The sequence below is a fragment of the Sphingobium sp. TomTYG75 genome, assembly GCF_054771635.1.
Map to the genome: position 1 here is coordinate 528,223 of NZ_BSRE01000002.1, position 16,823 is coordinate 545,045.

General features: G+C 64.5%; 15 protein-coding genes. 10 read left to right on the forward strand and 5 right to left on the reverse strand.

The annotated features are described in order from the left end of the window. Positions 1-139 precede the first annotated feature (139 nt). From ACYU81_RS16050 to ACYU81_RS16090, 9 genes are all read left to right on the forward strand, one after another. Positions 140-1,078 (forward strand): tetratricopeptide repeat protein, encoded by a 939-nt coding sequence (locus ACYU81_RS16050; protein ID WP_460988608.1) that lies wholly within the window; start codon positions 140-142, stop codon positions 1,076-1,078. 367 nt (positions 1,079-1,445) lie between these two features. Further along, complete coding sequence (locus ACYU81_RS16055) at positions 1,446-3,143, forward strand: ShlB/FhaC/HecB family hemolysin secretion/activation protein (protein ID WP_460988610.1); 1,698 nt, start codon at positions 1,446-1,448, stop codon at positions 3,141-3,143. A 36-nt stretch (positions 3,144-3,179) separates the two neighbouring features. Beyond that, a complete protein-coding gene (locus tag ACYU81_RS16060) occupies positions 3,180-3,740 on the forward strand; it encodes a 2OG-Fe(II) oxygenase (protein ID WP_460988612.1) in 561 nt (186 codons plus the stop codon). Positions 3,741-4,250: 510 nt separating this feature from the next. Continuing rightward, positions 4,251-5,675: a hypothetical protein gene (locus ACYU81_RS16065; RefSeq protein WP_460988613.1), complete on the forward strand. Its 1,425-nt coding sequence runs from the start codon at positions 4,251-4,253 to the stop codon at positions 5,673-5,675. A gap of 96 nt (positions 5,676-5,771) precedes the next feature. Further along, complete coding sequence (locus tag ACYU81_RS16070) at positions 5,772-6,935, forward strand: EAL domain-containing protein (RefSeq protein ID WP_460988615.1); 1,164 nt, start codon at positions 5,772-5,774, stop codon at positions 6,933-6,935. 29 nt (positions 6,936-6,964) lie between these two features. Further along, the gene (locus ACYU81_RS16075) at positions 6,965-7,954 is read left to right on the forward strand and encodes a ParB/RepB/Spo0J family partition protein (RefSeq protein WP_460988616.1); all 990 of its coding nucleotides are present in this window, start codon (positions 6,965-6,967) and stop codon (positions 7,952-7,954) included. A gap of 239 nt (positions 7,955-8,193) precedes the next feature. Continuing rightward, on the forward strand, positions 8,194-9,273 hold the full coding sequence (locus ACYU81_RS16080) for a Rieske 2Fe-2S domain-containing protein (RefSeq protein ID WP_460988617.1): 1,080 nt from the start codon (positions 8,194-8,196) through the stop codon (positions 9,271-9,273). A gap of 123 nt (positions 9,274-9,396) precedes the next feature. Then, on the forward strand, positions 9,397-10,074 hold the full coding sequence (locus ACYU81_RS16085) for a hypothetical protein (protein ID WP_449469519.1): 678 nt from the start codon (positions 9,397-9,399) through the stop codon (positions 10,072-10,074). Between the two features lie 419 nt (positions 10,075-10,493). Next, a complete protein-coding gene (locus ACYU81_RS16090; RefSeq protein WP_449469518.1) occupies positions 10,494-10,904 on the forward strand; it encodes a low affinity iron permease family protein in 411 nt (136 codons plus the stop codon). A gap of 250 nt (positions 10,905-11,154) precedes the next feature. Here the strand turns inward: ACYU81_RS16090 and ACYU81_RS16095 are convergent, their stop codons facing one another. Continuing rightward, positions 11,155-11,925 carry an SDR family NAD(P)-dependent oxidoreductase gene (locus ACYU81_RS16095; protein WP_460988619.1) on the reverse strand — a complete coding sequence of 257 codons (771 nt, stop codon included), beginning with the start codon at positions 11,923-11,925 and terminating at the stop codon, positions 11,155-11,157. A gap of 30 nt (positions 11,926-11,955) precedes the next feature. Then, a complete protein-coding gene (locus ACYU81_RS16100; RefSeq protein WP_460988620.1) occupies positions 11,956-13,026 on the reverse strand; it encodes a Rieske 2Fe-2S domain-containing protein in 1,071 nt (356 codons plus the stop codon). A gap of 106 nt (positions 13,027-13,132) precedes the next feature. On the opposite strand from ACYU81_RS16100, the gene ACYU81_RS16105 reads away from it, so the two are divergent. Then, complete coding sequence (locus tag ACYU81_RS16105; RefSeq protein ID WP_460988621.1) at positions 13,133-13,888, forward strand: helix-turn-helix domain-containing protein; 756 nt, start codon at positions 13,133-13,135, stop codon at positions 13,886-13,888. Here ACYU81_RS16105 and ACYU81_RS16110 read toward each other — a convergent pair. The 3 genes from ACYU81_RS16110 to ACYU81_RS16120 form a co-directional block, all read right to left on the reverse strand. Further along, the gene (locus ACYU81_RS16110; RefSeq protein WP_460988622.1) at positions 13,885-14,823 is read right to left on the reverse strand and encodes an AEC family transporter; all 939 of its coding nucleotides are present in this window, start codon (positions 14,821-14,823) and stop codon (positions 13,885-13,887) included. The two genes, ACYU81_RS16105 and ACYU81_RS16110, sit on opposite strands and share 4 nt — an antisense overlap. 201 nt (positions 14,824-15,024) lie before the next feature. Further along, the gene (locus tag ACYU81_RS16115; RefSeq protein ID WP_460988623.1) at positions 15,025-15,879 is read right to left on the reverse strand and encodes a sugar phosphate isomerase/epimerase family protein; all 855 of its coding nucleotides are present in this window, start codon (positions 15,877-15,879) and stop codon (positions 15,025-15,027) included. Between the two features lie 12 nt (positions 15,880-15,891). After that, positions 15,892-16,791, reverse strand: a complete 900-nt coding sequence (locus ACYU81_RS16120; RefSeq protein WP_460988624.1) for an NAD(P)-dependent oxidoreductase — start codon at positions 16,789-16,791, stop codon at positions 15,892-15,894. Positions 16,792-16,823 lie beyond the last annotated feature (32 nt).

Consider the following 16,823-nt stretch of genomic DNA (forward strand, 5'->3'; position numbering starts at 1 on the left):
ATTGCCCCCCTCTTGCGAGATCGCCCGCAGCCCCGGCGATGCCCCTGCCGGTTTATCGTGCGCGGATCAAGTCTTTGGGCACTCTATCAATTCCGCTGCGTCACGCTAGAGAGCAGTTGAGATTATCGGGGGTGTGGAAGTGACGAAGCTGAGCGTGGGGCGCATGGCTCTCATCGGAGCAGCCGGGCTGGCGATCGTGTCGGTCGGCTATAATGTCTGGCGCGACCGGCCGGAAAAGGCGGAGACGGCATCGGCCTCCGCCCCCTTCGCCGCGCCCGGCCAGCAGCCTTCCGATCCGGAAAGCGTCATCCGTGGCTTGCAGGAGCGTGTGGGCGCCAATCCCAACGATGCGGAAGGCTGGCAGATGCTTGGCTGGGCCTATTTCGAAAACGGCCGCCACGCCGACGCGGCGCGCGCCTATCGCCGTGCGGTGAAGCTCGCCCCGAACAACGCGACCTTCTGGTCCTCGCTCGGCGAAGCGGTGGTGATGGCAAGCGAGCATGACCCGATGCCAAAGGAAGCCGCCGACGCCTTCGACAAGGCGGTAAAGCTCGACCCCAAGGAGCCACGCGCGCGCTATTTCCAGGCAGTGCGCAAGGATCTCGCCAAGGATCATGAGGGCGCAATCCGCGACTGGCTGGCCCTGCTAGCCGATACGCCGCCCGGCGCGCCATGGGAAGCGGACCTGCGCCGTACGATCGAGCAGGTGGGCAAGATCAACGGCATCGAAGTCAAGGAACGGCTGGCAGCGGTAAAGCCTACCGCGCCGCATCCGCCGATCGGCTCGGTCGCGACAGCGGCAATCCCCGGTCCTAGCCGGGAGCAGATGCAGGCGGCGTCGCAGCTTCCCAAGGGCCAGCAGGACGCGATGATAGAGGGCATGGTGTCGGGGCTGGAGGCCAAGCTCAAGGCCAATCCCGGCAATGTCGATGGCTGGATCATGCTGATCCGCAGCCGCATGACGCTCGGCGAAACGGCCAAGGCGCAGGCGGCGTATGAGGCAGCGCGCAAGGCCAATCCGGGGGAGGCCGCAAGGCTGAAGGACGAGGCGCGGCTGCTGGGAGTGCCCGGAATCTGATCCCTACATATCTCGTCAACCCAGCTTCCGCCGGGATGACGGAAGTTTGGGATGCCGGGCGTTAAATAAATCCTCCCCATCGTCAGATGGGGAGGTGGCAGGCCAACGGCCTGACGGAGGGGAAGGGGCGCGACCTGGGTAATTCCCCTCCCCTCGCCTCCAGAGCGGCGAGGACTGACGGGTGCAGCGGTTGGACCGGCCCTAAGCCCTTATCCTGCTCCACCTCCGGGACGATCCCGCCAATCTGGTGACAATCGCCGCTTGTCTCGATGGAGAATCGGACTGAAATGCACCAAATCGGTTCCACTTCGGGGCCAAATCGCAAAGACATTGCTCTAGGCCCTGATGCTGGCAGGCGCCATTTTCCATGGCGTGGGGCGGCATGGGGCAAATGGGTTTCAACAGGGTTCTGGATGGGCTGAAGGCGATTGTGGCGGCGGTGGCGCTCGTCACAATGGCCGCTCCCGCAGCGGCGCAGATCGCCGGGCCGGGAGAGGGTGCCTCTGCGCCAGTGATCGACCGGGACAGGGCCGATCGGGTCGCACCGGGCCTTGCCCCTTCCCCTTCCGTGCCTGTCGTCACGCCCGCCCCTGCGGTCGGAACGGTGGGTAACGCGGCCGAAAGCGTCCCGCTGGCGCGGGTGCATTATATGGGCACCTCCATGCCCATGCCGCTGCTGGACAAGGCGGTGACTCCGTTGATCGGACGGCCATTGACGCGCGAGACATTGCAGGCGGTGGCGAAGGCGGTAAGCGATGCCTACGCCCGCAGCGACATCGCCTTCTATTCCGTATCCATCCCGGCGCAGGTGCCCGCAGGCGGTCAGTTGATCGTGCGCTTGGTCGAAGGACGGGTGAAGGAATATCGGCTGGCGGGCGTTTCCCCCAGCATGCCGACCCGCCTGATCGAAGCGCAGATGCGGCGGCTGAAGCGCGATACTCCGCTGCGCAAGGCGACGCTGGAACGCGCGCTGGGCCTGCTGCGCGACATACCGGGTCAAAGCGTCGAGGCGCGAGTGCGCCAAGGCGGGGGCGAAGGCGATTTGATCCTGGACCTGATCGTCAAGCGCGAGCAGGTGCAGATCGGCATCCTGATCGACAATAGCGCCGTCAACAACGTGATCGACGGCGTGCAGGCGCAATTGTCGGTCACGGCCAATGGGCTACTGCGCGAAGGCGACAGCACTCGGATCGCGGGCTATCTGCCCTTCTACCCCGAGCGCTATCAACTCTTTTCCCTAAGCCACTCCACCCCGATCGGCAGCAACGGCACGACCCTGTCCGCCAACATCGCCCATATGAAAAGCCGCGTGCGCGACCGGCCGATCGAAGGAGAAGCGACGCTGGCGGGAGTGACGATCAGCCACGCGCTGGTCCGCTCCAACAAGACCAACCTGACCGTCAACGCCTCGATCGACGGGATCGACAGCAGCAATTATTTCCTCGATGTCCGATTTGGCGACTATAAATCGCGGGCGGTGCGGCTGGGTGCATCCTGGTCGCACTCCGACCAGCGGCAGGGACAAGCCCTGTCAGCGGTCGTCAGCCGGGGCGTGGGCATATTGGGCGCGCGGGCCTTCACCGGCTTTTCGGAAAAAATCTTCACCAAGGTCAATGTGCAGGCGGTTGCCGTGCGCAGCTTGTCCAAACGCATCGCCCTGAAACTGAATGCGAAGGCGCAATATTCCCGCGACAGGCTGCCGGTGACAGAGCGCTTTTCGCTGGGCGGCAGCGGCGCTGGCATGGCGTTCCCGGTGGGGATCAGGACCGCCGAACAGGCCATTGCGGGCGGCGCTGAATTAAGCTGGACCCCCGCGCGATCCGGGGTTTTGCAAAAGGCGACGCTCTTCACCTATGCCGATGGCGCGCTCGCGCATGCGGTGGCCCGTCCCCATTACCGCCTGCCCGCCGAGAATGTCTCGCTCGCATCGGCTGGCGGCGGCGTGCGTGTCGGCATCGGCAGCAAATGGCGAGTGAGCGCGGAAGTGGCCGTGCCGATCAAGCGCATCGCCAGCGCGGATTCGCGCCGGGCGCGCTTTTTCTTCGGCATCGGGCGCGCCTTCTGACCCCATTTTGCGTGTACGCAAAGGAAGGCTTAGATCATGAACAATGTGTGGGAAGTGTGGCCATCAGCGCTGACGGCCGCCGAATGCGACGCTATCGTCAAGCGGGCGGACTTCTATGCCGACCAGTCCGCGACGGTCGGCTTTGCGGACAGCAGCCGCGACGATCAGGCCTATCGGTCCTCCATCATCCGCTGGTTTGATCCGTTGCGGGAGAAGGACATTATCGACCGGCTGATGCAATTTGTCGGCGCCTCCAACCGGACCAATTTCGGCGTGGACATCGTCGCGCCCTATGAAGTGCAGTTCACCGAATATCACGCAACCCAGCAGGGCAAATATGACTGGCATCAGGATGTGTGGCTGGAATCAGGCCGCCCGTTCGACCGCAAGCTGTCGGTCGTGGTCCAGCTGTCCGAGCCGGACGAGTATGAAGGCGGCGCGTTCGAATTTTTCTGCGTGGCTCAACCCGGCGCGACCTTCGCGGCGCGGGGAAGTCTGCTGATCTTTCCGTCCTTCCTCCAACATCGGGTGCTGCCGGTGACGGCCGGAGTACGGCGGAGCCTGGTGACCTGGGTCGAAGGGCCACGCTGGCGGTGAGGCGAGCTGTCATCGAAGCGCTACAGGCCCCTCTCCCCTTCAGGGGTCGGCCAGAGGCACGTGACTCTGGCCGAGGTGCCGAGCGTAGCGAAGGCGGGAGAGGGGACTGAAAGGCGACGTTGCTCCCCTCTCCCCAACCCTCTCCCCTGAAGGGGAGAGGGAGTAAGGCCGCTCGCCTAATCAGTTCCTCTTTCCACGCCCGCAGACTATATCGGACAGATCGAACCATAATGGACAAAGGTGGACAACATCCCCAAGCCGCCCTTTTGCGCCGTTCAAAGCCGCCCAACCCCAATTTCCCCAATCTCGCCACCTAATTTCCACCCAAAAACCACACCCACACGCCCTTTGCGTACCTAACCCCACGCTTCCCACATCCCCTCCCACACCTCTTCGCCTCCAAAACCCCAATCTCACCAAATCGGTGATTTTAGAAGAAGCCGTAAGGGAAAGCCGTGCTTAGCCTTGGGGCCTTGCGATGATGTTCGCATTGAACAGGGAGATTGTAGCATGTCTTTGGTTGGGCCAGCGCGGTCAGGGCGGCGTCTGCTGCTTTGCGCCACGGCGATTCCGCTTTTCCTACTCGGCGCCTGCTCCGATGGCGTGGGTTTCAGTGTCCGCACGGCAGGCGGCAAGACGCCGTCAGGGCCATCAGGGCCAACCGGTCCCAGCGGCCCTGGTGGCCCCGGTGGCCCAACGGGTCCAGGCGGTCCCACGGGTCCGGGCGGCCCCAGCGGCCCCGGTGGCCCAACGGGTCCAGGCGGTCCCACGGGTCCAGGTGGACCCACCGGCCCGAACGGCCCTACGGGTCCAGGTGGTCCGACAGGCCCCGGCGGCCCAACAGGACCGAACGGCCCGACAGGTCCCGGAGGTCCTACTGGACCCGGTGGCCCCACAGGTCCGACCGGCCCGTCTGGACCCAGTGGCCCGACCGGCCCAACCAGCGGCTCGCTGATCGGCGTCAATCTGGGTAATCAGGCGATCACGGGTCCGACAGGTCCCGGATCATTGGTCGGCCTCAATGCCCTGTCCGACGCCGGGAGCGCGACCGGAACCGTTGCCACGGTCAATCTGCTGAACGGAGATGGCACCGTTGTGCAGGCCACCCTGCCGACCACCGTCGCGGGCGTGCAGCAGGGACTGGCGCCGGTGGGTTCGCTCGCCGGAACCTTGCTGGGCGATCAGGCGGGCGGCACCGTCACCCAGTTGACCGATGGCCTCGCGCCCGTAGTGGCAACGGTGACCTCCGCCGCCACTCAGGTGACGGCGCCCGTGCTCGACACGCTGAACGGCGCGCTCGCGCCCATCACGGCTCCGCTTGTCGGCAGCGATGGCGCGCTTGCCCCCGTTACGGGGCTGGTTGAAACCGTCGCGGGCGGCCTGACAGGTGCGCTCGGCGGTGGCGGCGAAGCGCCGGGCGCGCTGCTTGGCGCTCCGCTGATCGGCGCCAATGTCGGTGGTGAGGCGGTAACGGGTCCCTCCACCAGCGGCACGCTGGCCGGGGTCAACCTGTTGCCGTCCACCACGGCCCCGGCGCAGGGGCAGCTGCTGACCGCCGATGTGCTGACGCAGGGGACGATCGTCGATGTGACGGTCCCGACAACCACGACGGGCGTGGAGGCCGGACTTGCGCCGGTCGGCAACCTCGTCGGCGGCGTGCTGGGGGCGCAAGCGGGCGCTGCGGTCAATCAGGTCGTGACCGGCGCCGCGCCCGTCGTCGCCACGGTGACATCCACCGTCGACAGCGTCGCTTCCCCCGTACTCGACGCCGTCAACGGGCTGGCTCCGGCACTGCCCGCAGGCGGTAGCGGCGGCGGGGAATCGCTGCTGGCGCCCGTTACCGGATTGCTCGGTGGCGCTTCGGCTCCATCGACGGGCGAGCAAAGCCCGATCGCGCCGGTTACCGGCCTGTTGGGAGGCTTGTTGGGTCGTTGAGCCTTCCCACGGAGGGGAGAGGAGGCGGTGGGCGCCGCCTCCTCAAACCTTCCCGTCCCTTTCCTTGTGCGCCGGGTTCACTGAAAGGATCTGCCTTTGACGAAACCCCATCAGGCCGAGCATCTGCTCGTCATAAGTCTCAATAACTTTCCTGCGATCGAAGCGGCCTATGGTGCCGATGCCGCCGGTGGCGCGGTCGATCATCTCACCCATGCGGCCCGTCGGCATCTCGGTCGCATCAACCTTCGCGACGTGGAGGGAGGCCAGATCACGCTGACAGCGCGCTATCCGCTCATGCGATCCCTGCCTGTGGGAAGGCTAGGCGAAAGGCTCTGCGAGGCACTCGACAGCGAACCGTTCCGGTACGAAGGCCGCGACATATTGCTGTCCGTTTCCGCAGGCCATGCCGCCACTGGGGAAGGGGAGGCGCGCGCCCGGCTGACGGCCTCCAGCCTTCATCAGGGGGCCATTGCCATCCGACCCGGCGAGGCCACAGCCTTCTACCGCAAAGACATGGCGCAGGCCGCCGCTCTCTTGCATCAGGTGCAGGACGGCACAGCCTTCATCCGCTGGCGTCCGGTGTCGCGGGCAGAGGATAACCGCGGAACCCTATATCATGAAGCGACGCTGACCGGCGACCAAGCCGACTGCGCCACAAGCTACGCCGCGCTGGAGCGGCTCGGCCTGGCCCACTTGATCGACCGATTGCTGGTGCGCGACGTGCTGTGCGAACTGGAAGGCGATCCGACCGCCTGCCTGTCCGTCGCGCTTTCGCCCCAAAGCCTATCGCTCAACCTGCACGGTGAAGCGGCGGGCTGGGGCGAACTGCTCGACCGGCTAAGGCAAGCGCCACAGGTCGCACGGCGGCTGGTGATCGAGATCAGCGACCATAGCGACATCATCCTGTTTCGCGACGCGCTGGCTTTCGTCAGGACCTTGCGCGCGTTGGGCGTCCGGATATCGGTATCGCGCTTCGGCTCGGGCCGCGCCTCGGTCGGGCAGCTGATGGCGCTATCCCCCGATATGGGGAAGCTGGACAGCCCGTTCCTGCACACGGCCTGTGCATCGGAAAGCAACCGGTCGCGCGTCGCCTATCTTCTGGGTCTTGCCCGGACCATGACATCGACCGTGATCGTCGATGGCGCGGAGTCATCCTATGCCGACCCCGCTTTTGCGTACACGCAAAGAAGGCTCCCGCCGCCCCTCACTCGCACCATTACGGACGCAGTCCAGCGGGCGGGGCAAGGCACATGGCGCTAGTGCAGTCCCGGCAATAGAGGATGGATGGAATGGTGGCCTTGATACGGGAGATGATGGCGACGCTGTCCCGCGATGGCAAAATCGGCCGCGCGGCCATGGTCGAGCAGGAGGCGCTGGGTCGCCTGGACGACCGGCTCACCAGCTTTGCCGAGGCCAGGATCGACAGCCGGGCGCCGATGCTGATCCGGCCGGACGAATGCGTGGTCTGGGACGGCAATCCGCGCGATCAGCCGGGCCTCAATCCCGACAGCTGCCGGTCGCTGATCGAATCCATCGCGGCCGAGGGCGGCAACCGCATTCCCGTGCTGGTGCGGTTGAACACCGGCGCGTCGGAGCAGCCCTATCAATTGCTCGTCGGCAGCCGCCGCCGCTTTGCGATCGACTGGCTCAATCATAATGGCCGCCCTGAATTGCGCCTCAACGCGCTGCTGGTCGAGCTATCCGATGAGGAAGCCTTCCGTCTCGCGGATATAGAGAATCGGGAACGGGCCGACATTTGCGAACTCGACCGCGCGCGCAGTTATCAGCAGGCGGTGGATCGCTTCTATGGCGGCGTCCAGTCGCGCATGGCGCAAGCGCTGGGCCTGTCTAACAGCCAGCTCAGCCGCCTGCTCGCGCTTGCCCAACTGCCCGAAGAGGTGATCCAGGCCTTCGCCACGAAGGAAGATCTGAAGGTCCGCTATTCCGAATTGCTCACCCCGCTGCTGCGCAGGAACGAGCAGCGGGCGGACGTGATCGCCGAAGCGCGGATCATCGCGACAGAGCAGCAGGCGCGCGCAGCCGGTGACGGGCCGATGCTGCCATCCGCAACGGTCCTGTCCCGCCTGCGTCAGGCCGCCGCGCGGCGGCCCAGGGATATGGGTGAGATCGTGATCCTCGCAGACGGCGATCGCATCGGCCGGGCACGCGTTGCCAAGGGCGCCGTCATGCTGGACATCAGCGTCGCCAATGATGCCGATCTCGACGCCTTGTTCGCGACGTTGCGAGAGACCATATCGGCCGCGCGGGCGGTGGCCTAAGCGGCCACGGCGCATGATTTCGGGCCTACGCAACGTCGGGATGACGCTGGGCGGCCGTTTCTCCAATGCGCAGTATTAAGGGCCGGTTCAAGCTTATTGGCGATAAGTAACTTGCGCGGGCGGATGGCTTTGCGTAAATTATATGGCAGCAGTTATCGTGGTCGGGCTGATCGCCATATGGTTCATATGGGCGAACGGCCCGTCCTGCTACGTCAGGTAGCGAGTGAGAGGATCAAGAAATGGCGACATCGTCGGACTATCGTCTGGGAGACTTCACCTTTCCGCGTGGCTGGTTCATGGTGGGCGAGAGCGCCGAGGCGACGAGCACGCCCAAGGCGATGCGCTATCTCGGTCAGGACATGGTGATGTACCGTGGCGAGAGCGGCAAGGTCTATGTGACCGAAGCCTATTGTCCGCATATGGGCGCGCATCTGGCGAAGAACACGACGAGCTATATCGTGCGCGATGGCGAGCAGGTGGAGGGCGAATCGATCCGCTGTCCCTTCCATGGCTGGCAATATGGCCCCGACGGTCAGTGCAAGAACATCCCCTATTCCGACTTCGTGCCCAAGGCAGCCAAGCTCAAGACCTTCCCGGCGATGGAACGGGCTGGCACGATCTGGATCTGGCATGATCCTGAAGGGCTCGAACCCAATTTCGACCTGCCCGATTTCGGCGGCCATTATGATGCGCCGGGCTGGGTTAACTGGAAGATCGACTATATGGGCGATCTGGATATCCACCCGATCGAGGTGGTCGACAATATGGCCGACTTTGGCCACTTCATCCCGATCCATGGCGCGAAGGACTTTGTCTACTTCGCCAATGAGTTCAAGGATCATATCGTCCACCAATATTATGCCGCCGGACATCGCACGCTGACGCTGAACCCCGAGGACGTGCTGACGCTCGACACCTGGTACACCGGCCCCTCGATCCTCCAGTCGGAGATGGCGGGGACGTTCGACAGCTTCATCATGATCACCCACACGCCGATCGAGGATGGCAAGATCCGCGTCTGGCACGGCCTGATGGTGCAGGTGAATGACGGCACCGCGCCCATCACCGATGATCTGCGCGCCGCCGCGCTGGAATATCAGGAAGGCAGCCGCCTGGCCTTCGCCCAGGATGTCGAGATCTGGCAGAATAAGAGGGCGTGCCTCAACCCGCTCGTCATCCCCAATGACGGCCCCTATGGCAAGGTGCGCAGCTGGTACAAGCAGTTCTATAACCCGCGCGACAAGACGCCGGACATGCACAAGCGCACCAATGGCCTGCATGTCACACTCGACAAGCGTAGTTCCACGCAGGCGGCATAATGGCGGATCAGGTTGCGCCAACGGTTGCTTGGCGCAACTAACGGCGTTCAGGATGGATGGCCCGATCGGGCGGATTTTCCACGTAATACGGACCGTGTGAGCGGCCGGATCAGGAGACATGAAATGGCGACGTTGGCGGTAGAGGCACAGGATTGCATGCGTTCGATGGGGCATGTTGCCCTATATTATCCGAATGCGGAGGACGGCCCTGTCGCGGCCAAGCTGCTGACGCTTCTGGGCTTCGTGGAAACGCAGATGCTGCCCTTTCCCCAGGGAAACTTCTATCGTTTCGTGGTGCATAACGACAACCGCAGCCGCGGCGATGGCATCTTTTACCTGGCCGCGCTGCCCGCAGCGCAGGCCGCGCTGAACAAGGCCGCGCGCGAAGCGCTGGGCTATGGCACGGACAAGGAACATGCCGCGGTTGCCGCGCTGCGCGAAGCTGTCGACTCCGATCCCGAATATACGTTCCACATCGGAACGCTGGTCGATTCTTTCGAAGTGATCGAAAAGATGACGCTTGCCCTCATCGACGCGAACGAAAATGATCCGGACCTGAAGGGCCGCCTGAAGGTAAAGGTCAATCGCCCCCGTCAGGGCAATGCGGAAATCGACGCGCAACTGGACGCGTCACCCGCCTTCGGCAACGTCACGCGCTATGCCTATGGCCGCAACGGCCTTCAGCTGTTCGTCGAGACGGATTTGCTGACGAGCGGCCAGATCGGCGACACGCTGATCCTGGAGTTCGACTATGTGTGGCCGGGCTTTGACAGCCACATCCTGTCGGTGGTCGAACTCTGATCTACGGGTAGCAAGGGGAGCCTGCTCGCAGTCGCAGATGGCGGCGCGGGCTGCTCCCTCACCCACCATGATCAGCAGATTTATGCGGCAAGCTGCGCCGTCGCAGCCCCATGCCGACGATGCATGTCACCACTCCGGCGACTAGGGCATGATCATGCTTGCGTACTCGTCACCCCGGACTTGATCCGGGGTCCCGCTTCTGTTCTGACGCTGTCGAGGCAGCGGGACCCCGGGTCGAGCCCGGGGCGACGGAAAAGCAGCCTTAATGCCGATGCTCCCGTCTAAGACGATCACGCTCAGGGTAGATATTGCGTATCCCGTGGCTTTTATCGCAGCGGCGTTGATCATTTCGCTTGGTTGAATGTTTCTAAATGTTGCTGGTTCCGAATGACCAGCGGCAGCAGCATTAGGGACATGATATGGACCGCATCTTCACCGCCATGGCCACCCGGATCGCCTCGGCCGCTGGCCAGCCGCTCAGCTTTGTGTTCGCGCTGGGGCTCATTCTGATATGGGGCGTGACCGGCCCGTTGTTCGGCTATTCGGACACCTGGCAGCTCATCATCAACACCGGCACGACCATCGTCACCTTCCTGATGGTCTTTCTGATCCAGAACAGCCAGAACCGCGACGCCGCCGCCATGCAGGCAAAGCTGGACGAGGTCATCCGCGCTCTGGACGCCGCGCGCGAACAGTTCATCGGCATAGAGCATCGCAGCGCGAACGAGGTCGAAGAAATCCGCGCCGCGCTGGAAAAGGAAGTCGGCTGCGACGAAGGGAAAGCCGGTACAGCCGACGATAGCGTCGAACATGTCCTGCGCCGGACCTAGAGCCTCGCACTCCAGATCAGGATCGGTTTCCCGCTCGTATGAGTTTACGCCCTAGGCTCCTTTTCCGTCACCCCGGGCTCGACCCGGGGTCCCGCTGCCTCGGCAGCGTCAGAACAGAAGCGGGACCCCGGAGCAAGTCCGGGGTGACGATCACGCAAACATGACCATGCTCTAGCGGACAGGAAGCGGACAGGGAGAGGGTGGTAAGCCCTCCCCCTAAAAACCTCTCACAAACCGCCCTACGACAGTATCAGACCCCGAAGCCGCCCGAGACCGATATCACCTGCCCGGTCACATAGCGGGCGCGTTCGGATGAGAAGAACACCGCCGCCTGTCCAATATCCTCCGACTGGCCCCAGCGCTTCAGGCAGAGCAGCTTCTTGGTCTCCGCGATCCAATAATCGTCGAACACGCCTTGCGCGGTCAGTTCATGGAACATGCCTGCGTCGATGACGCCGACCAGCACCGAATTGGCCCGGATCTCATATTTGCCCTCTTCCTTGGCGATGCCCTTGATCAGCGCTTCATTGGCCGCCTTAGGGGCCACCGACAGGCCATCGAGCTTGGGCCACCAGTCATGCCCCGCCGATCCCAGATGGACGAACGACCCACCGCCCTTTTCGCGCATGTGCGGGATGAAGGCGCGGGCGGCATTGTAAAAGCCGAACACCTCGACCTCCATCGCCTGGCGGAACTGCTCGTCGCTCCATTCGGCGATCGCGACCTGCGGCACCAGCGGCCCCGCGCCCCACACGATGCTATGCACGCGGCCATGGGCAGCGGTGGCGGACGCGACGACCGCGTCCACCGAAGCGCGATCGCGCACATCGACCTGATGCAGGCTGGCCTTCACGCCCAGCGCTTCGATCGCCTGCGCTGTCGCTTCGGCCACGTCCTTCTTGCTGCGATAGCAGATGGCGACGTCCGTGCCCGACTTGGCGAACTCGACCGCGACGCCCTTGCCGATCCCGCCGCTCCCGCCAAAGATCAGCGCCGCGCCTTCCGGGAAATCCCTGTTCATTTCTATACTATCCTCTGTTCGTTATGAATGTCATTCGGCCGCTGCGGCTGTCGGCGCCTGATCCAGCCCCTTGGTGGCATGGTCGCCATTGGCGCGGCCCTGATGGCCCGCCGCCTGCGCGCGCGGATTATAGAATTGCCGATACCAGGCGCGGTTGCGGTGGAACGGCCCATCGGTCGGCAGGCGCAATATCTGCAACGCGGGCGCCTTCGTCCGCCAAATCTCGAAATCCTGCGAGAAGGCGGACAGGCCAAGCTGCTGATATTGGCCATGCAAGGTCACATCCTCTGCGGAGGGCGGCACCTGCCGTCCCCGCGTGATGATGCCATGCCACACATGGGTCACGCCATCCTCGACCGGCGTATGCAGCACGATCTGCACCGCATCCGTCTCACCCGAAAAGCGCGCGATCAGGATGCCCGGCCCAGTATAATAAGCATCGACGTCCAGCACGCCGCCCTCGCTGGTCATCGTCTCATGACCTCCGCCGGACAGCTGCCGTCCGGTGACGCCGTCGAAGCGCGAGTTGAAATAGGCGAGCCGTTGCCCGTGGACCGGCCCGAAATGCCGCGCATCGACCAGATTGTCGATAATCTCCTGCGGATGGACGGGTATCTGCCCCAGATCATCATAGATGCAGCGCACCCACCCCGCATCTTCCCATTCCGGCAGGTCGGGCAGGGGATAGTCTGGCTCCATCTGTTCAGGATCATGCCAGGCGAACAGGCATCCGAAGCGCTCCTCCACCGGATAGGCGCGCACCCGCGCCGCCGGGGGCAGCGGCCCGTCGAAATAGGGCACATTATTGCAAATGCCGTCTGGCCCGAAGCGCCACGCATGATAGGGACAACGGATCGAGTCCCCCTCAATCCGCCGCGCGCCCGCGCCGGAACTTTGCTCGGCCGCCAGATGCGCGCCCATATGCGGGCAATAGGCATCGAGCAGCGCCGCCCGCCCGCTTTCCCCGCGATACAGCACCAGATCGCGCCCGAACATGCGCAGCGCGGTGGGCGCGGCCACGGCATCCTCGGCCCGCGCGATCATGAACCAGCCACGGGGAAAAGTGAATTCGCCCAAGCCATAGTCGGCCGTGGTCGCCATCCGTCCATCCTCTCTCTTATCTCGCGCGCATAGTGGGATAAGGGCGCAGCCGGATCAATTCGCGCTTGCCCCCGGCAATCATTATATGATCTTCCAAGATCACCTAATGATCGGACCTTTAAACATGCCGCAAAAGGAAAGCCCCGGCGTCGCCGCTATCTTGGCCCAGCTCCGCCACGAACTGCGCGTGCAGGGCGTCCGGGTCGCCGACCTCTCCGCCCGCATGGACGTCGCGGAGCCAACCCTGTGGCGCTGGCTGCGGGGCAGGGGGCTCACGCTCGACAATCTCGACCGCCTTTGCCTCGCCATCGGCATCGACGTGCGTGACCTGCTAGCCCGATCGGCCGACAGCGGCGCGGATCGCTTCACCCTCGCGCAGGAGCGCGTCCTTGCCGCCGACCGCAGCCTCGCGCTGCTCTTCTTCCTCGTCCTCAACGGCGCGCAGCGGGTGGAGTGCCAGTCGACGCTTGGCATCGACACCGCGACCCTGGACGAAGCGATCGAGCGGCTGCGGCGCCTCGGCCTCGTCGACAGCCTGCCCGGCGGACGCCTGCGCCCCCTCACCAGCCGCGCCGTCCGCTGGCGCCCCGGCGGCCCGCTCGACCAGGCCTTCAACCGCGTGGTGAAGCATTTCTTCCTCGGCCCCTCGCTGCTGGAGGGGGACGCCCGCTATGTCTCGGACATGCTCTGGCTAGGCCCCAACGGCCGCGACCGGGTGCAGGCCCTGTTCGAGCGGCTACGCGACGACGCCTATCTGATCGCCCGGCAGGAACGCGAGGCCGCAGCCGACACCGGCGATTGGTCCGCCCTCTTCCTGCTCGTCCGCCCCTTGGCAATGGCCCGCGTCACCGAAGACCTTTAAGCCCCCAGCCACCACAGCATCCCGGTCAGCGTGATCGACGCCATCGTCGTCGTCAGCATGACCGCCCATGCGCTCAGTTCCATCGCCCAGCGCCCCGCCTTCCCCGCCAGCACAAAGCTCGACGCGCCGCACGGCATCGCCGCCATCAATATCGCGACCTTCGCCCAAAGCGGCGGGATCGGCGGCAGCATCCACAACAGCCCCGCCGTGATCAGCGGCTGCACAAGCAGCTTCAAAGCAACGACCCGCCCGATCGGTCCGGGCGTCGCGCTGCGCCGGGGCAGCGCGATGAAAATCCCGATCGCCGTCAGCGCGCACGGCGCCGTCGCCTGCGCCAGCGTCTGCATCAATATGTCGGCCGGCCCCGTCAGCGGCAGGCGCAGCACGGACCAGACGCACCCCAGCACCGCCATCAGGATCAGCGGATTGCGCACCGTCGACCGCGCCGCCAGCTTCAATCCGGTGCCCACCCCATGGCCCTGGCTCGCCGTCACCTCGCTCATCACCAGACCGACCGTGAACACGATCGCCGAGTAGATCAGCATCGTCACGGACACCGGCGCGACCGCCTCCGGCCCCCAGGCCAGCGTCGCCACCGGCAGGCCGATAAAGCCCGTATTGCTGAAACAGGCGCACAAAGCCGCGATATTCGCGTTCGATCCCGACCGCCCGAACCGCCGCGCAATCGCAAAGGCCAGCGCATAGGTGATCAGCGCGCCCAGCGTCACCGCTATGAACATGCCCGGCACGGCCAGATTGCTCGGGTCGATATGCGCGATCGAACGAAAGGTCAGGATGGGCAGGGTGATGGCGATGACGAAGCGGTTCAACACCTCGAACGCGCGATCGCCCAATATGTCATAGCGCCCGCACACATAGCCGATCAGGATCAGCCCAAATACCGGGACCAGCGCGCCCAGGATCGTCACGGCCATGAAAAGCGCCCCTCATGCTCGACGGCTTCGCTCCCGCCGCGATGCGCCTCCTATGACAGGACCGTTGCGGCGGAAACGCCTTTCTGCGCAATCGTCAATGCATGCAGGACAATCGATCGCATCTGTATCAAGGCTCCTTTTCCGTCACCCCGGATCAATTCCGGGGTGACGATCACTCAAACATGATCATGCTCTAAAGGATCAGCGGCCAAATTGCGCCACGCTGCTCTCAAAGCTGCGCCGCGCGGCTTCGGAAAGCGGAAGCTGGCGAAACGCATCGGACAGGATTTCCACGCCATAAGGGCCTTCATAACCGGCCCGACCCATCGCGCGGATAAAGCCCGGCACATCAAACTCACCCTCGCCGCACAGCTTGCGATGGCGCATCGTATCTTCCGTGATCTCACCCTGCATCGCCATCGTCGCGTCGCATAGTTCAGCGGCGATGATGAAGCGCGCGGGCAGTTGCGCAACCTCCTCCATCGTGCCGCCAGAGCGCATCACATGCCAGATATCGACCAACAGCCCGCCATTGGCCGCGTCCGCCGCAGCCACCATCTCCAAAGCGGCACCCAGGTTCGGCAGCGTCGAGAAGGGCAGCATTTCCAGCCCGATCATCAGCCCATGATCCGCCGCCTGCGCACAAAGCGCCGCAAATTCGCCAGCCAGATCGTCACCCGCCGGATCGTCGGGCAGGAACGGCGGCATCACCTTGATATGCCGCGCGTCCAACGCGTCGGCGGCGCGGAACAGTTCCACCCTTGCCGCATCCGACCGAGCGCGACGCTCCCCCGATGCAAACCAATCCGCCAGATATTCCAGCTCGACGACCTTCTGCCCGGCATCATCCAGCAGCCGCTTGAGCGAGCCATAATCCCGCCCGCTCGCCTCCCAGGCAAGAAGGTCGCCCAGCCAGAACCCGGTCCCCGCATAGCCCGCGCGCGCCGCCGCCTCGATCCGCTGCTCCAGAGGAAAGCGTCCCAGATTGTCCGGCCGGTCGGGCCGGACATTGCCTGCCGTGGTCCAGCAGGTGGCGATCAGTTGCGGCGCGCCCACGGCCTTTCCGGATCAATCCATGCGCGGCGTTTCGACACCGGCGTTGCGGCAGGCATAGTCGAGCAGCGCTGAATAATCCTTGTTCGCATAGTCGGTCGCCCGCGCGCCACCGAACGCGGCATGCGCCGCCGCGCCCATGGGCAGGCCGACGCGGTTTTCCGCCGCCGCGTTCATCGCCAGGCTCAAATCCTTGAACGCCAGGTCAATGGTGAAGCCCGGCTCCATATCGCCCTTCAGCACCTTGTTCACCATCAGCACATGGAACTGGCCGTTGCGCGCCGTGGTGTTGCCGGTCACGTCATGCATGGTCTGGATGTCGAGACCCAGCTTCGTACCCAGCGCCAGCGATTCCGCAACGATCTGCGCCGTCGACAGCAGCATGAAATTGTTGATCACCTTCATGCGGCTGCCCATGCCCGGCTTGCCACAGCGGAAGATGTCGGTGCCCATCGCCTTCAGCGCCGGTTCGACCCGCGCGAATTCGGCGTCCTCCGCGCCGACCATGAACAACGATTCCCCGCGTTCGGCGTGCAGCGCCAGACGGCCGATCGGCGCATCGACAAAGCCGATGCCCTTGGCCGCGCAGGCCGCCGCCACCCGGTCCGTGCCCTTTGCATCGATGGTGGACAGGTCCATCAGCACGGCACCTGCGTCGATATTCGCCAGCACGCCGTCCTCGCCCAGCACCACCGCTTCGACATGCTGCGTCGCGGGCAGGACGGTGATGACGATGTCCTGACCCCGGCTTGCCTCGGCGACCGTGGCGGCCTTGGCCGCGCCCAGCGCTGCCACCTTGTCCATCTTCTCCGCGTCGATGTCGTACACCGTGACCGCAAAGCCCTTGCGCTGAAGGTTCGATGACATGGGCAGACCCATGGCGCCCAGCCCGATGAAACCGATCTTGGTGGTCATGCTGTAATCCTCTCAATCTTGAGCCGGGCGTC